Raw genomic sequence first — 16,363 nt, 5'->3', positions numbered from 1 at the left:
CCCAGTGATATAGGCCAAAGCCTCGGAGTGAGGCGGCGGATCATTCCGCGCGATTGCCGCGCAGTTAGGCTCATGGCGAGACCAGTTCGCCTCATATCGGTGCAAAATAAAAACGGCCGTTTCATTGCGAAACGGCCGTTGGCGGTGCAGCGATGTGGCGCGAGTGGCAGATTGCGACCAATGTCTCGGTCTGCCTGACTCAACGCTTGTTCATCCCGTCAGGCACGTTTTCGTGCCTGACGGGACTCCCTTGCCACTGCAAGGTGCATGCAAATCACTTCTCCAGCAGGCGCTGCATGAAGGGCGGCAGCACCAGGGCGGCGCGATGGCCTTCGACGGTATAGAAGTCACGCGCGAAGGTGGCGGCAGCGGCATCTTCCTCGCGGAATGACTTCACGTCACAGCCCTTGCCCGCCAGGGTGCAGCTCCACCAGCCGGACGGATACACCGGCTGCGGGAACGGCAGGGTCGCGACGCTATCAAAGCCCGCTTCGCCCATGTCATTGCGCAGGTCCTTGATGATGGAATCGGTGTGATAGAGCGGAGACTCGCTCTGCTGCACCATCAGGCCGCCCTGCTTGAGGATACGATGGCAGCGCTTGAGGAAGTCGGTCTTGAACAGACCTTCCGCCGGGCCGACCGGGTCGGTGGAATCGACGATCAGCACGTCGATGCTCTCATCCGGGCAGTTGTCGACCCACTTGACGCCATCCTCGAACAGCAGCTCGGCGCGCGGGTCGTCATTGGACTCGACCAGCGCCGGGAAGAATTGCTCGGAGGCACGCGTGACCGCCGGATCGATATCGATCTGGGTGACCTTCTCCACGCCCGGGTGCTTGAGCACCTCACGCAGGGTGCCGCAATCGCCACCGCCGATGATGACGACACGCTTGGGGTCTGCATGAGCGAACAGCGCCGGGTGCGACATCATCTCGTGATAGAGGAAGTTGTCACGGTCAGTCAGCATCACGCAGCCGTCCAGCACCATCAGGTTGCCGTAGGTCTCGGTGGCATAGACTTCGAGGTGCTGATAAGGGGTCTGCTCGTCATGCAGCTTGTGGCTGACCTTGAGCGAGAAGGCGCTGCCGTGGCGATCGAAGATTTCGGTAAACCAGGAGCCATCGAGACGTTCGGTCATGGGGGACCCTCGCATTGGATATCACAGACGGGATATCAAGGTATGGATAGAGACGGCACGATGGCCATCGGAAATTGCGCCAATCAGCACTGCGCCAGCGTCAGGCCGGCAGTTCACGGCCCGCATGACGCCCACGCGGCGTGATGTCGTGATACGCGACATGCCGGGCAAGCGCCAACATGGCGCAGGCGCTGCACCATAGCCAAAGACGGCCGGAGTGGAAAGTGTTGATGCATGACAATTTCAGACAGGCCGCGTATCGATGACACGCGGCCCGGGGGAGAGGCTCAGCGAGAAGCCGGCCCGAGGCGGACCAGATGGAGAATCAGTCTGACGCACTGAAACACTCCCAGCCCGATGAGGATGCCGGCGAGGTCCGCCAGCGCATCCAGCACCTCAGCGCCGCGATAGGGAATCGCCAGCTGCAGACATTCGATGGCGACGCCCAGCAGCAGCAGGAGCGGCAGGATGATCAAGCTGGTCAAGCCCGCCAGCCGTGTCGTCAGCGCCAGCAACGCGAAGGCGGAGAAATGCTGCAGCTTGTCCCAGGGGAAGGTCTGCTCCGGATGCGGCACGCCCGGGGAGAGCGTGCCGAACAGGATCAGCAACAGACACAGAAGCGCCACGAAGGCCCAACCGCGGCGCGGGATGAGACGCTGCTCGACCGGCGTCATGCTGACACCCCCGCTGCCCGGCACCCTTCTGCTTGCTGCCCTTCTGCTTGCTGCACTGCTACTTGCCACCTTCTATAGGCAGCAACAGGGGTGGCAGCAGAGAAGACCATGACGGGCTCTCCCATCAGCCGCGGGCGACCGGTGTCGCATTGGCGGCGTCATCCTGATGGTAGGCCGGGCTCAGCTCGTGCAGCGCATCCATCAGGGCATTGACGTTGCCCGGGTCGGTGAACTGGCTGATGCCGTGCCCCAGGTTGAAGATGTGGCCCGGGCCCTGGCCGTAGCTGTCGAGGATACGCGCGACTTCGGCACGAATGGCGGCCGGCGTACCGAACAGCGCATTCGGGTCCAGGTTGCCCTGCAGAGCCACACGATGGCCGACACGCTCACGCGCATTGGACATCTCGGTGGTCCAGTCGAGGCCGACGGCATCACAGCCGGTGGCGGCGATGTGTTCGAGCCATTGGCCACCATTCTTGGTGAACAGGATCACCGGCACACGGTTGCCTTCGCTGTCCGGCTTGAGGCCAGCGACGATCTGCTCCATGTAGCGCAGCGAGAACTCGAGGTAGGCCGGCGTGGACAGGGTGCCGCCCCAGGTATCGAAGATCTGCACCGCCTGAGCACCCGCGGCAATCTGGGCGTTCAGGTAGTCGGTAACGGCCTGCGCGAGGGTGTCGAGCAACTGATGCATGGCTTCCGGATTGGAATACATCAGGCCTTTCACGTGACGGAAGTCCTTGCTGGAACCGCCCTCGACCATATAGGTGGCCAGTGTCCACGGGCTGCCGGAGAAACCGATCAGCGGCACGCGGCCGTTCAGTTCACGGCGGATGGTGGACACGGCACGCATGACGTAATCGAGATCACGCTCGACATTCGGCACGCTCAGCGCCGCGATTTCCTCGGCAGTCCGCACTGTCTTGCGGAATTTCGGGCCTTCGCCAGTCTCGAAGTAAAGGCCCAGCCCCATGGCATCCGGGATGGTCAGGATGTCGGAGAACAGGATGGCGGCATCCAGCGGGAAGCGCTCCAGCGGCTGCAGCGTCACCTCGCAGGCACGCGCGGTGTCCATGCACAGGTCCATGAAGCCACCGGCCTGACCGCGGACTTCGCGATATTCCGGCAGATAGCGGCCAGCCTGGCGCATCATCCAGACGGGAGTACGGTCGACCGGCTGACGGGCCAGCGCGCGCAGGAAGCGATCATTCTTCAAGGTCATCGGAATCACACATCAGCTCGGGGAATGTCTCGGCATTCTATCAGAGCCTGAGAAAAATCCCGCCCATCGTGGTGATGCAACAAATGCATTGGCAAATCGCCCCACCTTTATAGTTCCTTTGCTGGCGTCATCCGACCATTGTGGTGGTGGCGGCAACAACGCTTTTCCATACAGAGCGATGAGTCATCGGCCACAGACTGGTAAACTCGCCACATGACTGCATGCTGGCCGCCGGTATCTCGAGCGACTCATCGAGACATTGCCGGACCACCGCATGCCCGCGCTTTTTCAGCCCGGCGATTGTCCGGGCGTTCGAGGTGAACAGTGACCATTCGATTCATCGCCGCCTCGCGGCTGCCAACGCCCTGGGCGACCTTCACCATGCACGGTTTCGAGGATGAGACCACCGGCAAGGACCACATCGCCCTGACTCTGGGCGACATCGATGACGGCGCGCCGGTGCTGGGCCGCGTGCATTCCGAGTGCCTGACCGGCGACGCCCTCTTCTCGATGCGCTGTGACTGCGGCTATCAGCTGCAGGAAGCGCTCAAGCGCATTGCCGCCGAAGGCCGCGGCGTGTTGCTCTATCTGCGTCAGGAAGGCCGCGGCATCGGCCTGCTCAACAAGATTCGCGCCTATGAGCTGCAGGATGGCGGCGCCGATACCGTCGAAGCCAATGAGCGCCTCGGCTTCGGGGCTGACATGCGCCGCTACGATATCTGTGTGCCGATGCTGGAGCATCTCGGCGTCAGCACTCTCAAGCTGATGACCAACAACCCGCGCAAGGTCGATGCCCTGACCCGTGATGGTGTCACCATCAGTGAGCGGCAGCCGATCACCACCGGCCTGAATCCGCACAACGAGCACTATCTCTCGACCAAGGCGGGCAAGCTGGGCCACATGATGGCACTGGATGATTTCACCCAGGCAAGCGACGTGGATATCGAGCGCAGCGAGTAGCCGCGCGCAGGGGGAGCCTGATGGGTTCCCCCTTCCTTTATAGGCAAATTGACTGGCTGGCGCAGCGAGCGTGACATGACGACGTCACCCGCCAGGGAGTAGGCTGGAGTCGAACCCGCGCCGGAGACATCGCCATGCGCAAAGACTCAACAGCTGCATCATCACAGCCTTCTTCATCACAGCCTTCTTCATCGCAACCTCAGTCATCACAGCCTTCGTCAACACGGCCCGCCTCGACACCTCCTCAGGCATCCCCCTCTTCCAGCGCATCGCCTGCCGATGACGCAGATTCACGCGACACCTCCGCGACGCCTGCTCTCTATACCCGGCTGGAGGAATGGCTGCACAGCGCCAGCCACGGCATCGGCGCCGTCATGGGCCTCGTCGGCATGATCGTGCTGATCGTGATGGCCAGTCTCGCCGCCGAAGTCGACCCCTGGAAGATCGTCAGCGTCAGCCTCTACGGCCTGACCCTGGTGGTGCTGTATGCGGCCTCGACGCTCTATCACGGTATCCGTCACCCACGCCTGAAATATGCCTTCCAGCTGCTGGATCACTGCGCCATCTATCTACTGATCGCCGGCACCTATACGCCCTTCCTGCTGGTCAATCTTCGCGGCCCGACCGGCTGGACGCTGTTCGCCATCATCTGGTCGCTCGCGCTGGGCGGCATCTTCCTCAAGCTGCGCTGGCCTGAACGCTTCAGTGCCCTGCGCGTGAGCGTCTATCTGCTGATGGGCTGGTTGATCGTGTTCGCCTCGCCGATGCTGGTCGAGAAGCTCTCCGAGACGGGGCTCATCCTGCTGGTCGCCGGTGGCATCACCTATACCCTGGGCGTGATCTTCTTTTTGATGACGCGCCTGCGCTATCACCACGCCATCTGGCACCTGTTCGTGCTTGGCGGCAGTACCTGCCACTTCTTCGCCATCTATACCGCAGTGCTGCCGTATTCCGTGTGACGTGATCGGGGCCGCCATGCTGGCCGGCGCTCTTGAGCACACCGGCTTGAGAACACGGCACTGAGAACACCGGCAAGCCACCTCAAAAAAGCGGGAAGGGTCGTCATGACCCTTCCCGCTTTTTTTCGCGATTTTTTGACGCTTCAGGGCTCGTCTCTCACAGGGCTATCTCCCTGAGGGGCGAAGACCGGCAAGCGATACCGGGTGCCACGCCCGACACCGTAACTTTCCAGTACCTGCTTGGCGGTCAGGTCGGCGAGATCGCGGGCGGCGGTAGGGTCGGAGGTATCGACCAGGGCGCGGTATTCGGCGCGCCCCACGCCCTCTTCGTCATCTCGCTCCAACAATGTCAGTACCAGCTCGCGCTGGCGGGCATTCAGCGGCGTACGCGCGTGCTCCAGCCACAGTCGCTCGGCGCGCTGGACGCGCTGGTAATGGAAGGCCGTCCGACGACCGGCGTCGCGCAGACGCAAAAGCCACCACTCGGCCCAGACATTCATGTCACCGGGCGCTGCATCCTCCACCTCACCATTGAGCGCGCGGTCCAGCTGCGGCGGCAGCTGATGGCCGCTGGCCGAGGTCTGAGGCTTGCCGAGATAACGCTGCTCCAGCTCGCGCAATTCATCCTGATGCTCGAGCACCACAGAGAACAGCGCCTGGCGGCGCCAGCAGAGTTGCTCCAGCGCTTCCGGCTCCCAGCGCTCGGCGACCTTGCCGACAAACTCGCCCTGCTGCTGCAACGCGGCCAGGGCATCGATTCGTGTCAGCCAGCGCATCAGCAGCAAGCGCCCGATCAAGCCGTTGCCCAAGGCCAGCGGTGCCAGCGCCTGCCAGTGCGCATGCAGCTGCAGGGCATTCAACACCCCTGAGTTATCCACATCCGGTTCTTCCATCGCCAGACGCTGCCAGAAGACATCCAGCTCCCGGTCCAGCGCATCGGGGTTCTCCGCCGGGGCGCGATAGCGCAAGCGCTTGAGGCCATAACGACCGCTGACGGCTTCGTAGCGCGCCTCGCGCCATGCACCGAGTGGCTGACCACTGCTGCGCGGCAGGAAAGGCCCCAGACGCCGATGCCACTCGAGCACCTGTTGGCGGGTCAGCGGCTGGAATGCCGTACGCACGACTTCCAGCGTCACATCCACGAAGACGTCGACGCCAGGCGCCGGCCCGCGCGGTGACTCCTGATGGCCGGACTCCAACCCCAGCGCCTGATACAGCGCATCACGCAACGCCGCCCGCCCGAGCACCACGCCGGACAGCTGGGCACTGGCTTCCATCTCTTCGCTGAGGAGCGTCGCCTCGAGACGCAGGCGTTGTCGGGGATAGAGATTCTGCCCCTGAGCGACCAGCGGCGACATCACCGCCTGGGTCGCCGCCAACTGCCCCATCAAGGGCATGACCTCCAACCGCCCCCGTGGCCAGTCAGGCTGCTGCCAGATCCACATAAGTTGTTATTCCCATTGAGGTTTTCATCAACATCTTATCAAAAAGATCCGCAATAAACCACATATCGAATCATTGAGTGATGCGCAAGATAGGCAAGATGCGATCATCGCTTTTGCTTTGATCAATATCATGTCATGAAAATCTAATAAACCTCTCAACCCCATGATTTCCATCGGATATGTCGCCACTCACATCGCATGAGTGCTGCCCTCGACCTCATCACGATCAACACTTGACCACCATGACGAAAACAACCAATTACCGAATCATTAATAGATACACAAAAGATTCAACAGCGCATCATTCACCACCGGATGCCTGAAACCCGCCCTCGATCGAGGGCCTGCCTCGCGCCGCACTGTCTCGAACTGACCTGTCTCGAACTGGCCTGCCTCTAACCGACCTGAGTCAGCCCGCCACCAGCAGCCTGGGACGTGCCCCAGACAGTTGACGCCGCTGAACGAGCAGGGCGCCCCCTCAACCTCGTCAGGCGTCCTGCAAGCGCCTCTAAGGCCCAGAAACGCAAAAGGCGCCACCCTGATATCAGGATGGCGCCTCGTGGCGTGTGCGCGCTCTCAGAGCGCTCTCATGACTTCATTGCAGAACATGCAGGACAGATCAGCCCGTCAGCTTGGCCTGTGGCGGCGTTCGATGACGTTTCCGGCAACAGGGCTCAGTGTTGCTGACGCTCCTCGGCGGCCTGTTGCTCGCGCTGGCGGGCCCGCTCGCAGGCAGGACGCGCCCGCACCTCTTCGCCCCATTGCTCAAGCACGGTAGGCAGAGGTTGCCCGGCCATCTGCGCCCAGCTGAGGGTCTGGGCGAGAAAGATATCGGCGACACTGAATTCATCGGCCACCAGCCAGCCCTGACCATCGAAGCGGCGCTGAAGTGCCTTGAGAGCACGCTGGAATTCCCATTGGGCTGTCTGCTTGATGGCATCACAGCGCTGGTCCTCCGGCAGCGCGAAGGTGTGCTTGGCCAATGTCCACAGCGGCTGCTCAAGCTCGGTGGTCAGGAAACTGAGCCATTGATCCATCTGGGCCTGCCCGGCCAGCGATTGTGGCAGCAGGCGCCCTTCTCGCGCCGCCAGGTAGCGACAGATGGCACTGGACTCGAACAGGGCCAGCTCACCATCCACCAGGGCTGGTGCCTTGCCATCGGGATGAATGGCCAGGTATTCAGGGCTGTGCCCCTCACCGGCCTTCAGATCCAGACTATGAATCCGGTAATCGAGCCCCAGTTCCTCGAGCGTCCAGGCGACCCGCAGCGAGCGGGAATTCGGATAGCTATAGAGAGTCAACATGGTCGGGCGCACTCCGTGGCGTTGCAGTGGTGACTGGCGCAGGTGACGGCTTTCGCGCCAGCCAGGCCCTGGCTGCTTGAGCAGAGGGCTTGATGGTCATCCAGCATGGGCGGGAAGTCGCGGAGTTTCCATGCATCCTTCGCCATCTCGCCGCAGGCAGTCACGCAACGAAAAACGCCTGTGGACAACTCGAACTCTCGAGTCATCCACAGGCGTTTCGGTATTGCATGTCGCCAGGATCAGCTGCCGAGGCGAGCCTCGATACTGGCGCGGATGCCGGCGGTATCCAGACCGCAGTCACGCAGCAGCTCGACCGGCTTGCCATGCTCGACGAAGCCATCCGGCAGCCCCAGCAGCAGCATGGGCTGAGCCAGTCCCGCGTTCAGGTAGAGCTCGGCCACGCCGGCTCCCGCGCCACCCGCGATGGCATTCTCTTCGACGGTCACGACCAGGTCGTGCTCCGCGGCGATCTCGAGCAGTGCCTCGCGGTCCAGCGGCTTGATGGAGCGCAGATTGAAGTGGGTCGCGTCCAGCGCCTCGGCGACCTCGGCCACCGGCGTGTTCATGCTGCCCACGGCGACGATGGCGACACGCACCTCGGGGCTGCCGCTGATACGACGACGATATTCCCCCTGACCGATCGCCATTGGCGTCAGGTCGGCATCGGTGGCCACCCCCGGCCCGGTACCGCGCGGATAGCGCACCGCGGCAGGCCCGGGGTGGGCCAGTGCCGCGCTCAGCATGCCACGGCACTCGGCTTCATCGGCCGGCGCCATCAGCACCAGCTCCGGCACGCAGCGCAGGAATGACATGTCCAGGCTGCCGTGATGCGTCGGGCCGTCTTCGCCGACCAGACCGGCACGGTCGATGGCAAAGGTCACGTCCAGTTTCTGCACCGCGACATCGTGGATCAGCTGATCATAGCCACGCTGCAGGAAGGTGGAATAGATCGCCACCACCGGCTTCATGCCCTCACAGGCCATGCCCGCTGCCACTGTCACCGCGTGCTGCTCCGCGATGGCGACATCGTAGTAGCGATCAGGATATTCCTTCGAGAAACGCACCAGATCCGAGCCTTCCCGCATGGCCGGCGTGATGCCGATGACGCGCTCATCCGCGGCGGCGGCATCACACAGCCAGTTGCCGAAGACGCTGCAGTATTTCTGCGGCTTGGGAGCCGGCGCGTCGGTGACGGCAGGCGCCTGCTCGGCTGCCTGGGGCGCGGCCTTCTCGAGCTTGGTGATGGCGTGATAGCCGATCGGGTCACGCTCCGCCGGCAGGAAGCCCTTGCCCTTGCGCGTCACCACATGCAGGAACTGCGGGCCATCCAGATCACGCATGTTGCGCAACGTCTGCACCAGCGCCGGCAGGTCATGGCCGTCGATGGGGCCGATGTAGTTGAAGCCCATCTCCTCGAACAGCGTCGCCGGGCTGATGAAGCCCTTCATGTGCTCTTCGGTACGCTTGGCGAGCTCCAGTGCTCCCGGCAAGGGCGACAGCAGTCGCTTGCCGTTGGCGCGCATCTGGGTATACGGCTTGCTGGCCAGAATACGTGCCAGATAGCTTGCCAGGCCGCCGACGTTCTCGGAGATCGACATCTCGTTGTCATTGAGCACGACCAGCATATTGGCCTTCACGTGCCCGGCATGCGCCAGTGCCTCGAACGCCATGCCAGCCGTCAGGGCACCATCGCCGATCACCGCACAGGCGCGCCGTGACTCACCCGCCGTGCGGGCGCCGAGCGCCATGCCCAGCGCCGCACTGATCGAGGTGCTGGAATGGCCCACTCCGAAGGTGTCGAACTCGCTCTCGGCACGCTTGGGGAAGGCAGACAGGCCGTTGTACTGGCGCATGCTGTACATGGCTTCACGACGGCCGGTCAGAATCTTGTGCGGATAGGCCTGATGACCCACGTCCCACACCAGACGGTCATGGGGCGTTTCCAGCGCATGGTGGAGTGCCACGGTCAGCTCGACCACACCGAGCCCGGCACCGAAGTGCCCGCCGGTACAGCCGACGCTGTAAAGCAGGTAGGCGCGCAGTTCGTCAGCCAATTGGCGCAGCTGTGCCGCGCTCATGGCGCGCAGCGCTTGAGGTGTCTCGACCGCATCGAGCAGTGGCGTCGCGGGGCGCGCCTGAGGTATCTCGTCAAACAGCTTCATAGGCGTCAGGAATCAGTGGTCTCGCTCGATCATGTAGCGCGCCAGCACCGCGAGTGGCTCTGCGGCCTCTCCCAACGGTGCCAGGGCATCCAGGGCCTCTTGCAGTAGCTGACCTGCTCGCTCTTGAGCACCTTCGAGTCCAAGCAGCGAGGGATAGGTCGGCTTGTCGCGCGCAGCGTCAGCACCGGCCGTCTTGCCAAGCGTTGCGGTGTCGCCCGTCACGTCCAGGATGTCATCCTGGATCTGGAAGGCCAGGCCGATAGCCGAAGCGTAGCGCTCCAGGGCAGCAAGACGCGAATCCTGCTCGTCGACTGCCACCAATCCGCCCAGACGGACCGCGGCGCGAATCAGCGCGCCGGTCTTGTAGGCATGCATGCGTGACAGCGCCTCTACCTCGCGGAACTGCCCGACCGCCTCGAGATCCAGCGCCTGACCGGCCACCATGCCGCGCCGCCCGGAGGCCTCGGCCAGGGTACGCACCAGGGCAGGTGTCCGTACATGGCCGGTCGTCGCCATCACTTCGAAGGAGAGCGTCAGCAGGGCATCGCCCGCGAGAATGGCGGTCGCCTCATCGAAGGCGCGATGCACGGTGGGACGGCCACGACGCAGGTCGTCATCGTCCATGGCCGGCAGGTCATCATGAACCAGCGAATAGGCATGCACCAATTCGAGCGCCGCTGCCGCCGCGTCCAGCGCAGCGCGGTCAGCGGCCTCCTCATCGCAGCCCAGGGCACGACCCACCGCATACAGCAGCACGGGGCGCAGACGCTTGCCGCCACCCAGCACGCTGTAGCGCATGGCGTCCTCGAGACGCTCACTCACCGCCGCACTGCCGGGAGTCAACAACGCCTCAAGCACGGCCTCACTGCGCGCCTGTCCAGAGCGGATCAGCTCGCTGGCCTGCGATGCAGTCGGCGTGACTTGCGTATTCAATCCACCTGACATCACCAGTCCTTCTCCTCGTCCGCTTCACCCGCCATGCTGCCTGCGGCATCGGGCGCCGTAAACGCCGTGGGCGTCAGCGCTCCCTCCGGGCCTTCCACCAATGCCTGCAGGCGCAACTCCGCGCTGTCGAGCCGCTGCTGCGCCTCGCGCGCCAGGCTCACGCCCTCTTCAAAAGCGCCCAGTGACGCTTCCAGCGACATGTCGCCAGCTTCGAGCCGCGTCACCAACCCTTCTAGACGGGCCAGGGTGGCGGCGAAATCCTGTGGCACTTCCTTTTCGGCCATGGGTGCTCTCGCTCATCCGACCGGGCGGGCCCGGTGTCTCTGTGTGGAGCGCCAGTATAACCCGAAGGGCTTCACGACGCTGCCCACCCCCTGCGCACGGAGGAAGAGTCACATCAAACGGCTGTGCTGTGAATTTTTCATGCCCGGCACGCGGACATTTCATCCGGAGGCCCCGTCGGCTGTGATATTCTTTGCTCCCCTGTTGACAGCACGCCCCGCTGTTTCTCTGGCATTTTCTTGAGGTGTGACACGCCAGCAGGTCATGAAAAAGACCAAACGAACAGAAACGCCGGCATGACCGGCGAGAGGGTTGATCCGACAATGGCCAAGACGTCCCTGGACAAGAGCAAGATCAAGATTCTATTGCTCGAGGGTGTCCACCAATCCGCCGTGGATAATTTCCTCAACGCGGGTTACACCAACATCGAACTGCTTCAGACCTCGCTGGCCGAGGAAGAACTGATCGAGAAGATCCGCGATGTGCACTTCATCGGCATTCGTTCCCGCACTCAGCTCAACGAGCGCGTGATCTCCGCTGCCGAGAAGCTCACCGCCATCGGCTGCTTCTGTATCGGCACCAACCAGGTCGACCTGGAAGCCGCACTGAAGCGCGGTATTCCCGTGTTCAACGCGCCCTACTCCAACACTCGCTCGGTCGCCGAGCTGGTACTGGCCGAAGCCATCATGCTGATGCGCGGCGTGCCGGAGAAGAGCGCCAAGGCACATCGTGGCCAGTGGATGAAATCCGCCAAGAACAGCCATGAAGTCCGCGGCAAGACGCTGGGCATCGTGGGCTACGGCAGCATCGGTTCCCAGCTGTCCGTGCTCAGCGAATCCCTGGGCCTGGACGTCATCTACTACGATGCCGTCACCAAGCTCGGCATGGGCAACGCCCGTCAGGTGGCAAGCCTGGAAGAGCTGCTGGCGCGCGCTGACATCGTCACGCTGCATGTGCCGGAAATCCCCTCCACCAAGTGGATGATGGGCAAGCAGCAGTTCGCGCTGATGAAGCAGAACAGCGTCTTCATCAATGCGGCACGCGGCACCACCGTCGTCATCGAAGACCTGGCCGAAGCCCTCTCCAGCGGCAAGCTGCTGGGCGCCGCCATCGACGTCTTCCCGGTAGAGCCGAAAGGCAACGGCGAAGAGTTCGTGTCTCCGCTGCGCGAGTTCGACAATGTCATCCTGACGCCGCACGTCGGTGGCTCCACCATGGAAGCCCAGGAAAACATCGGTGTCGAAGTCGCCGAGAAGCTGGTGACCTACTCCGATAACGGCACCACCATCGGCTCGGTCAACTTCCCGGAAGTCGCCCTGCCGGCGCACCCGGAAAAGCACCGTCTGCTGCATATCCACGACAACGTCCCGGGCGTGCTGTCACGCATCAACCAGGTGCTGTCCGAGGAAGGCATCAACATCTCTGGCCAGTACCTGCAGACCAACAACACGGTCGGCTATGTGGTCATCGATGTCGACAAGGCCTACGGCAAGAAAGCGCTCGAAGCGCTCAAGACCGTCGACCATACCCTGCGTATCCGGACCCTCTACTCGGAAGCTGATTTCGAGAACTGAGTCCGTGCTCTGCTTCATGGCCGTGGAGCAGAGGGCAGGCAAATGAAAACGCCGCAGCCAGAAATGGCTGCGGCGTTTTTTTGTTCCGGATTACCGAGCGCGTTGATCATCCCGTGCCCCGCTTCCCACTCCCCTCTGTCATGCCTCTGTCATGCCTCAATCGGTTTTCCATATACTGGCAATGCCGGGCCAAGACCAAGGGCGTGTTTCACGTGGAACATCTTGGCCCCTCGTAAAACACCTTCTAAATCAGATAGTTGAGAACAGGCGCCCAGTTGAAACTTCTTCTCTCAGCGCTCTGACAATGGCGTGCCAGCGACGGCCCAGTTTTCCGGCTCCACTTCCTGCAACACCACCCAGACGGACTGCTCACGCACACCCAGCACGCGAGCCGTCTCGCGAGTCAACGCCTCCACCAGCTCCCGCTTCTGTTCCTGTGTCTTGCCCGTCAGAAATTCTGCACGAATCATTGGCATGGTTTTCTCTCCTTGTTGTTCAGATCTTTTTTAGCGTGTGCCTGGCCAGCCTCGACTCGCTATTGCCACAGCCGCCTTATGACGCTGCGGACAATGTTCCACGTGAAACATCTGCCGGCAGCAAAGAGCGCAGCCCAGCGATATCAGTCTGCGGCATAGGCTGGTAAAGAAATTGGCTGCTTTACGAAAAAGCAGCCAATTCTCTCCATACGTCATTCAAAAAATCGCCTGGCTATCAGTCTGTTGGCGCGCTTTAGCCAAATATCACAAGCATCATGTTCCACGTGAAACACTGCTTAGGCGTAGCAGGAATCACCCAGCAGCACCTCTTCGACGCGACCGTTCAACAGCATGCCAAGCAGCGGCGTGTTATGGCCGGCACTGACCAGCGTCTCGCTTGAGACACGCCATTCCTGTTCCATATCGATCACCGCCAGATCACAGTACTCGCCCACTTCCAGCATGCCGCCCTTGAGTCCGAAGCGTCTGGCACTGAACGTCAATGTCTCGATCAGGCGAGGCAGGCTGAGCAGCTCGGCCTCCACCAGCGCCAGCCCCAGCGGCAGCATGGTTTCCAGGCTGGTCATGCCGGGCTCGGATACTGCGAAGGGCGCGCTCTTGGCTGCGGCTTCATGGGGCAGATGATCACTGACGATGGCGTCGATGGTGCCATCGACCACACCGGCCCGCAGCGCATCACGGTCTGCCGCGCTGCGCAGTGGCGGCTCCAGATGGAAGTTGGCGTTGAAGCCTTCCAGCTGCTCATCGGTCCAGTGCAGTTGCGCCATCGACACATCCGCGCTGATATCCAGCCCTCTGGCCTTGGCATCACGTACCAGCTCCACGGCCCGTGCACTGGAGAGCAGTGACACATGCGCCCGCACGCCGGTCTGCTCGATCAACAGCAGCCACTGGGTCAGAGCGACCGTTTCGGCTGATTCCGGAATGCCGGCCAATCCGAGACGTGAGGCAATGGCGCCCTCATGGGCGCAGCCCTGCCCGGCCAAGGCGGCCTCCTGGGCCTGGAACACGACGGTGATATCAAAGGTCCGCGCGTACTCCAGACAACGGCGCAGTACGCCGAGATCGCGTATCGGCTGGCGCAGGTTGGTCAGCGCCACACAGCCTGCGGATTTGAGCGCGGCCATATTGGCGAGCAGATCACCTTCCAGCCCCTGCGTCAGTGCCCCCAGCGGCGCAAGACGCACCCCCGCCACATCACGCGCGCGGTCCAGCAGCGTACGAATATGTGAGGCGCTGTCGAGCACCGGGCTGGTGTCGGGGCGCGGCAGGATGGTCGCGTAGCCACCCGCCAGTGCGGCAGCCGACTCACTGACCAGGCTGCCCTTGTAGCGCGGACCCGGGTCGCGCAGGTGCGCGCCAAGATCGATGAAGGCCGGCGTGACCAGCTTGCCCGCCAGATCATCGCGCTGCTCGGCACTGAAATCCGCCGGCGCTTCGCCGATCGCGATCAGGCGACCGCCGTCGAGGTGCAGGTCGTACTGGCCATCGCGGCCGTTGGTCGGGTCGATCACCCGTGCATTGATCAGGCTGCGTTTCATGCGCCAGCTCCTCGTGAACGTTCACCCCTGCGCTCGGCGCGCGCCTTCATCTGTCCGGAGACCGCCATCGACAGCACCGCCATGCGCACCGCGATGCCGTTGGTGACCTGATCGAGTATCAGCGAACGCGGGCCATCCGCGACGGCGGATTCGATCTCGACACCCCGGTTGATCGGCCCCGGATGCATCACCACGGCGTCAGGATGCGCGTGTGCCAGGCTTTCGCGGGTCAGGCCATAGCGGCGGTAGTATTCCGATTCCGAGGGCAGCAGCGCGCCATCCATGCGCTCCTTCTGCAGGCGCAGCATGATGACGACATCGACATCCTTCAGCCCTGCTGCCAGCTCAGTGAAAACCTGGCAGCCCAGCGTCTCGACCCCGATGGGCAGCAGCGTCTGCGGCGCGACCACACGCACCTCCGCTGCGCCCAGCGTATTGAGCGCCTGGATCTGCGAGCGAGCGACGCGTGAATGCAGGATGTCACCGACGATCGCGACGCGCAGATTGGCGAACTCGCCCTTGTGGCGGCGGATGGTCAGCATGTCGAGCATCGCCTGGGTCGGGTGCGCATGGCGACCGTCGCCGGCATTGATGATCGCCACATGCGGCGTGATCTGGCTGGCGATGAAGTGCGCCGCACCGGAGTCGCCATGACGCACCACGAAGGCGTCCGCCTGCATGGCCTCGAGATTGACCAGGGTATCCATCAGCGACTCGCCCTTGGCGGCCGACGAGGTCTTGATGTCCAGATTGAGTACATCCGCCGACAGACGCTTGGCGGCCAGCTCGAAGGTGGCACGCGTGCGGGTCGAGTTCTCGAAGAACAGGTTGGCCACCGTACGCCCGCGCAGCAACGGCACCTTCTTGACCTCGGCATCGCCGATGCCACGGAAGTGATCGGCGGTGTCGAGAATCTCGGTCAGCACGCTGCGCGGCAGGCCTTCGATATCCAGAAAGTGACGCAGCCGGCCCTGCTCATCCAGCTGGACCTGTGCCGGCGAGGCAGCCCGCACGTCCGCGCTGGCCTGCGAGAGATCAAACAGGTTCATGCCGTCACCTCTCCGGTATCGACCAGTGTCAGGCGCAGGTTGTCGGGGCCTTCCAGCTTGATGCGCTTGCCGGGCGCCAGCGCCAGGTTGGCACCCAGGGCGTCCGGCTGCACCGGCAGCTCACGCCCCGGCAGCTCTACCAGGCAGGCCAGCAGCACGCGGCGCGGACGGCCATAGTCGAACAGCTCATTGAGCGCCGCGCGCACGGTACGTCCGCTCATCAGCACATCGTCCACCAGCAGCAGATCGCGATTCTCGATATCCGGCAGCTGTGACCCCTGGCCGCCATCCGGCAGGCCCTTGTGGCCGAAGTCGTCGCGCCAGAAACCGATATCCAGTGTCGCGAGGGGCTCTTCCAGCCCCAGCCGCTCACGCAGTGCCTGGGCGACCCAAACACCGCCGGTATGAATGCCGACCGGAATCAGACGTTCACGATCGAGTTCACGGCGCTCGAACAGCAATTCGAGCTCCTCGGTCATGGCCTCGAGCAGTGCCTCGACCTCTGGCAGTGCCTCATGTTCTTCGTGCATCTCAGACTCTTGCATGGATATCGCTTCCTATCTTCCCTGCCGGATGGCGGCAAACAGACAAAAAAAACCCGCTTCCGGAAA

The 16,363-nt window shown here is 62.9% G+C and carries 15 protein-coding genes; 3 read left to right on the top strand and 12 right to left on the bottom strand.

Annotation, left to right across the window (positions count from 1 at the left end; genetic code table 11):
* Nucleotides 1-274 precede the first annotated feature (274 nt).
* The 3 genes from speE to hemE all read right to left on the bottom strand — a co-directional run bounded on the left by speE (nucleotide 275) and on the right by hemE (nucleotide 3,034).
* Nucleotides 275-1,138 carry a polyamine aminopropyltransferase gene (gene speE, locus H2O77_RS00280; protein ID WP_043331591.1) on the bottom strand — a complete coding sequence of 288 codons (864 nt, stop codon included), beginning with the start codon at nucleotides 1,136-1,138 and terminating at the stop codon, nucleotides 275-277.
* Between the two features lie 287 nt (nucleotides 1,139-1,425).
* Nucleotides 1,426-1,812 carry a VanZ family protein gene (locus H2O77_RS00275; RefSeq protein WP_215823670.1) on the bottom strand — a complete coding sequence of 129 codons (387 nt, stop codon included), beginning with the start codon at nucleotides 1,810-1,812 and terminating at the stop codon, nucleotides 1,426-1,428.
* 124 nt (nucleotides 1,813-1,936) lie between these two features.
* Nucleotides 1,937-3,034 (bottom strand): uroporphyrinogen decarboxylase, encoded by a 1,098-nt coding sequence (gene hemE / locus H2O77_RS00270; protein ID WP_215823669.1) that lies wholly within the window; start codon nucleotides 3,032-3,034, stop codon nucleotides 1,937-1,939.
* A 324-nt stretch (nucleotides 3,035-3,358) separates the two neighbouring features.
* Between hemE and ribA the strand changes: the two genes are divergently transcribed.
* Together ribA and H2O77_RS00260 are read left to right on the top strand one after the other, a co-directional pair.
* Nucleotides 3,359-3,994, top strand: coding sequence for a GTP cyclohydrolase II (gene ribA / locus H2O77_RS00265; RefSeq protein WP_043331593.1), 636 nt, complete (start codon nucleotides 3,359-3,361; stop codon nucleotides 3,992-3,994).
* Between the two features lie 134 nt (nucleotides 3,995-4,128).
* Complete coding sequence (locus H2O77_RS00260; protein ID WP_215823668.1) at nucleotides 4,129-4,953, top strand: hemolysin III family protein; 825 nt, start codon at nucleotides 4,129-4,131, stop codon at nucleotides 4,951-4,953.
* A 143-nt stretch (nucleotides 4,954-5,096) separates the two neighbouring features.
* Here the strand turns inward: H2O77_RS00260 and H2O77_RS00255 are convergent, their stop codons facing one another.
* The 5 genes from H2O77_RS00255 to xseB all read right to left on the bottom strand — a co-directional run bounded on the left by H2O77_RS00255 (nucleotide 5,097) and on the right by xseB (nucleotide 11,093).
* Complete coding sequence (locus H2O77_RS00255) at nucleotides 5,097-6,398, bottom strand: DUF4172 domain-containing protein (protein ID WP_215823667.1); 1,302 nt, start codon at nucleotides 6,396-6,398, stop codon at nucleotides 5,097-5,099.
* A gap of 674 nt (nucleotides 6,399-7,072) precedes the next feature.
* Nucleotides 7,073-7,702 (bottom strand): glutathione S-transferase family protein, encoded by a 630-nt coding sequence (locus tag H2O77_RS00250; RefSeq protein ID WP_215823666.1) that lies wholly within the window; start codon nucleotides 7,700-7,702, stop codon nucleotides 7,073-7,075.
* 239 nt (nucleotides 7,703-7,941) lie between these two features.
* Complete coding sequence (gene dxs / locus H2O77_RS00245) at nucleotides 7,942-9,864, bottom strand: 1-deoxy-D-xylulose-5-phosphate synthase (protein ID WP_215823665.1); 1,923 nt, start codon at nucleotides 9,862-9,864, stop codon at nucleotides 7,942-7,944.
* Nucleotides 9,865-9,876: 12 nt separating this feature from the next.
* Nucleotides 9,877-10,809, bottom strand: a complete 933-nt coding sequence (locus tag H2O77_RS00240; RefSeq protein ID WP_054556401.1) for a farnesyl diphosphate synthase — start codon at nucleotides 10,807-10,809, stop codon at nucleotides 9,877-9,879.
* Nucleotides 10,809-11,093: an exodeoxyribonuclease VII small subunit gene (gene xseB, locus H2O77_RS00235; RefSeq protein ID WP_043331600.1), complete on the bottom strand. Its 285-nt coding sequence runs from the start codon at nucleotides 11,091-11,093 to the stop codon at nucleotides 10,809-10,811. The genes H2O77_RS00240 and xseB overlap by 1 nt, the downstream gene beginning before the upstream one ends.
* Nucleotides 11,094-11,414: 321 nt before the next feature.
* Between xseB and serA the strand changes: the two genes are divergently transcribed.
* Nucleotides 11,415-12,665 (top strand): phosphoglycerate dehydrogenase, encoded by a 1,251-nt coding sequence (gene serA, locus H2O77_RS00230; protein ID WP_043331602.1) that lies wholly within the window; start codon nucleotides 11,415-11,417, stop codon nucleotides 12,663-12,665.
* 290 nt (nucleotides 12,666-12,955) lie between these two features.
* Here serA and H2O77_RS00225 read toward each other — a convergent pair whose 3' ends face one another.
* The 4 genes from H2O77_RS00225 to pyrR form a co-directional block, all read right to left on the bottom strand.
* Nucleotides 12,956-13,141: a tautomerase family protein gene (locus H2O77_RS00225; protein WP_043331603.1), complete on the bottom strand. Its 186-nt coding sequence runs from the start codon at nucleotides 13,139-13,141 to the stop codon at nucleotides 12,956-12,958.
* Nucleotides 13,142-13,437: 296 nt separating this feature from the next.
* Nucleotides 13,438-14,703: a dihydroorotase gene (locus H2O77_RS00220; protein WP_054556399.1), complete on the bottom strand. Its 1,266-nt coding sequence runs from the start codon at nucleotides 14,701-14,703 to the stop codon at nucleotides 13,438-13,440.
* Entirely contained in the window at nucleotides 14,700-15,752 is a 1,053-nt protein-coding gene (locus H2O77_RS00215) for an aspartate carbamoyltransferase catalytic subunit (protein WP_052384301.1), read from the bottom strand. Before H2O77_RS00215 ends, H2O77_RS00220 begins: the two co-directional genes overlap by 4 nt.
* Complete coding sequence (gene pyrR / locus H2O77_RS00210) at nucleotides 15,749-16,282, bottom strand: bifunctional pyr operon transcriptional regulator/uracil phosphoribosyltransferase PyrR (RefSeq protein ID WP_192839044.1); 534 nt, start codon at nucleotides 16,280-16,282, stop codon at nucleotides 15,749-15,751. Before pyrR ends, H2O77_RS00215 begins: the two co-directional genes overlap by 4 nt.
* Between the last annotated feature and the right edge of the window lie 81 nt (nucleotides 16,283-16,363).

Origin of the sequence: Cobetia sp. 4B (assembly GCF_018831605.1) — a bacterium.
GTDB classification, from domain to species: domain Bacteria; phylum Pseudomonadota; class Gammaproteobacteria; order Pseudomonadales; family Halomonadaceae; genus Cobetia; species Cobetia amphilecti.
This window is presented reverse-complemented; position numbering and strand designations above follow the sequence as displayed.

Excerpts from the sequence above, each read along its gene's own strand:
- speE (WP_043331591.1), bottom strand. The coding sequence starts at position 1,138 with ATGACCGAACGTCTCGATGGCTCCTGGTTTACCGAAATCTTCGATCGC.
- H2O77_RS00275 (WP_215823670.1), bottom strand. The coding sequence starts at position 1,812 with ATGACGCCGGTCGAGCAGCGTCTCATCCCGCGCCGCGGTTGGGCCTTC.
- hemE (WP_215823669.1), bottom strand. The coding sequence starts at position 3,034 with ATGACCTTGAAGAATGATCGCTTCCTGCGCGCGCTGGCCCGTCAGCCG.
- H2O77_RS00260 (WP_215823668.1), top strand. The coding sequence starts at position 4,129 with ATGCGCAAAGACTCAACAGCTGCATCATCACAGCCTTCTTCATCACAG.
- H2O77_RS00255 (WP_215823667.1), bottom strand. The coding sequence starts at position 6,398 with ATGTGGATCTGGCAGCAGCCTGACTGGCCACGGGGGCGGTTGGAGGTC.
- H2O77_RS00250 (WP_215823666.1), bottom strand. The coding sequence starts at position 7,702 with ATGTTGACTCTCTATAGCTATCCGAATTCCCGCTCGCTGCGGGTCGCC.
- dxs (WP_215823665.1), bottom strand. The coding sequence starts at position 9,864 with ATGAAGCTGTTTGACGAGATACCTCAGGCGCGCCCCGCGACGCCACTG.
- H2O77_RS00240 (WP_054556401.1), bottom strand. The coding sequence starts at position 10,809 with ATGTCAGGTGGATTGAATACGCAAGTCACGCCGACTGCATCGCAGGCC.
- xseB (WP_043331600.1), bottom strand. The coding sequence starts at position 11,093 with ATGGCCGAAAAGGAAGTGCCACAGGATTTCGCCGCCACCCTGGCCCGT.
- serA (WP_043331602.1), top strand. The coding sequence starts at position 11,415 with ATGGCCAAGACGTCCCTGGACAAGAGCAAGATCAAGATTCTATTGCTC.
- H2O77_RS00225 (WP_043331603.1), bottom strand. The coding sequence starts at position 13,141 with ATGCCAATGATTCGTGCAGAATTTCTGACGGGCAAGACACAGGAACAG.
- H2O77_RS00220 (WP_054556399.1), bottom strand. The coding sequence starts at position 14,703 with ATGAAACGCAGCCTGATCAATGCACGGGTGATCGACCCGACCAACGGC.
- H2O77_RS00215 (WP_052384301.1), bottom strand. The coding sequence starts at position 15,752 with ATGAACCTGTTTGATCTCTCGCAGGCCAGCGCGGACGTGCGGGCTGCC.
- pyrR (WP_192839044.1), bottom strand. The coding sequence starts at position 16,282 with ATGCACGAAGAACATGAGGCACTGCCAGAGGTCGAGGCACTGCTCGAG.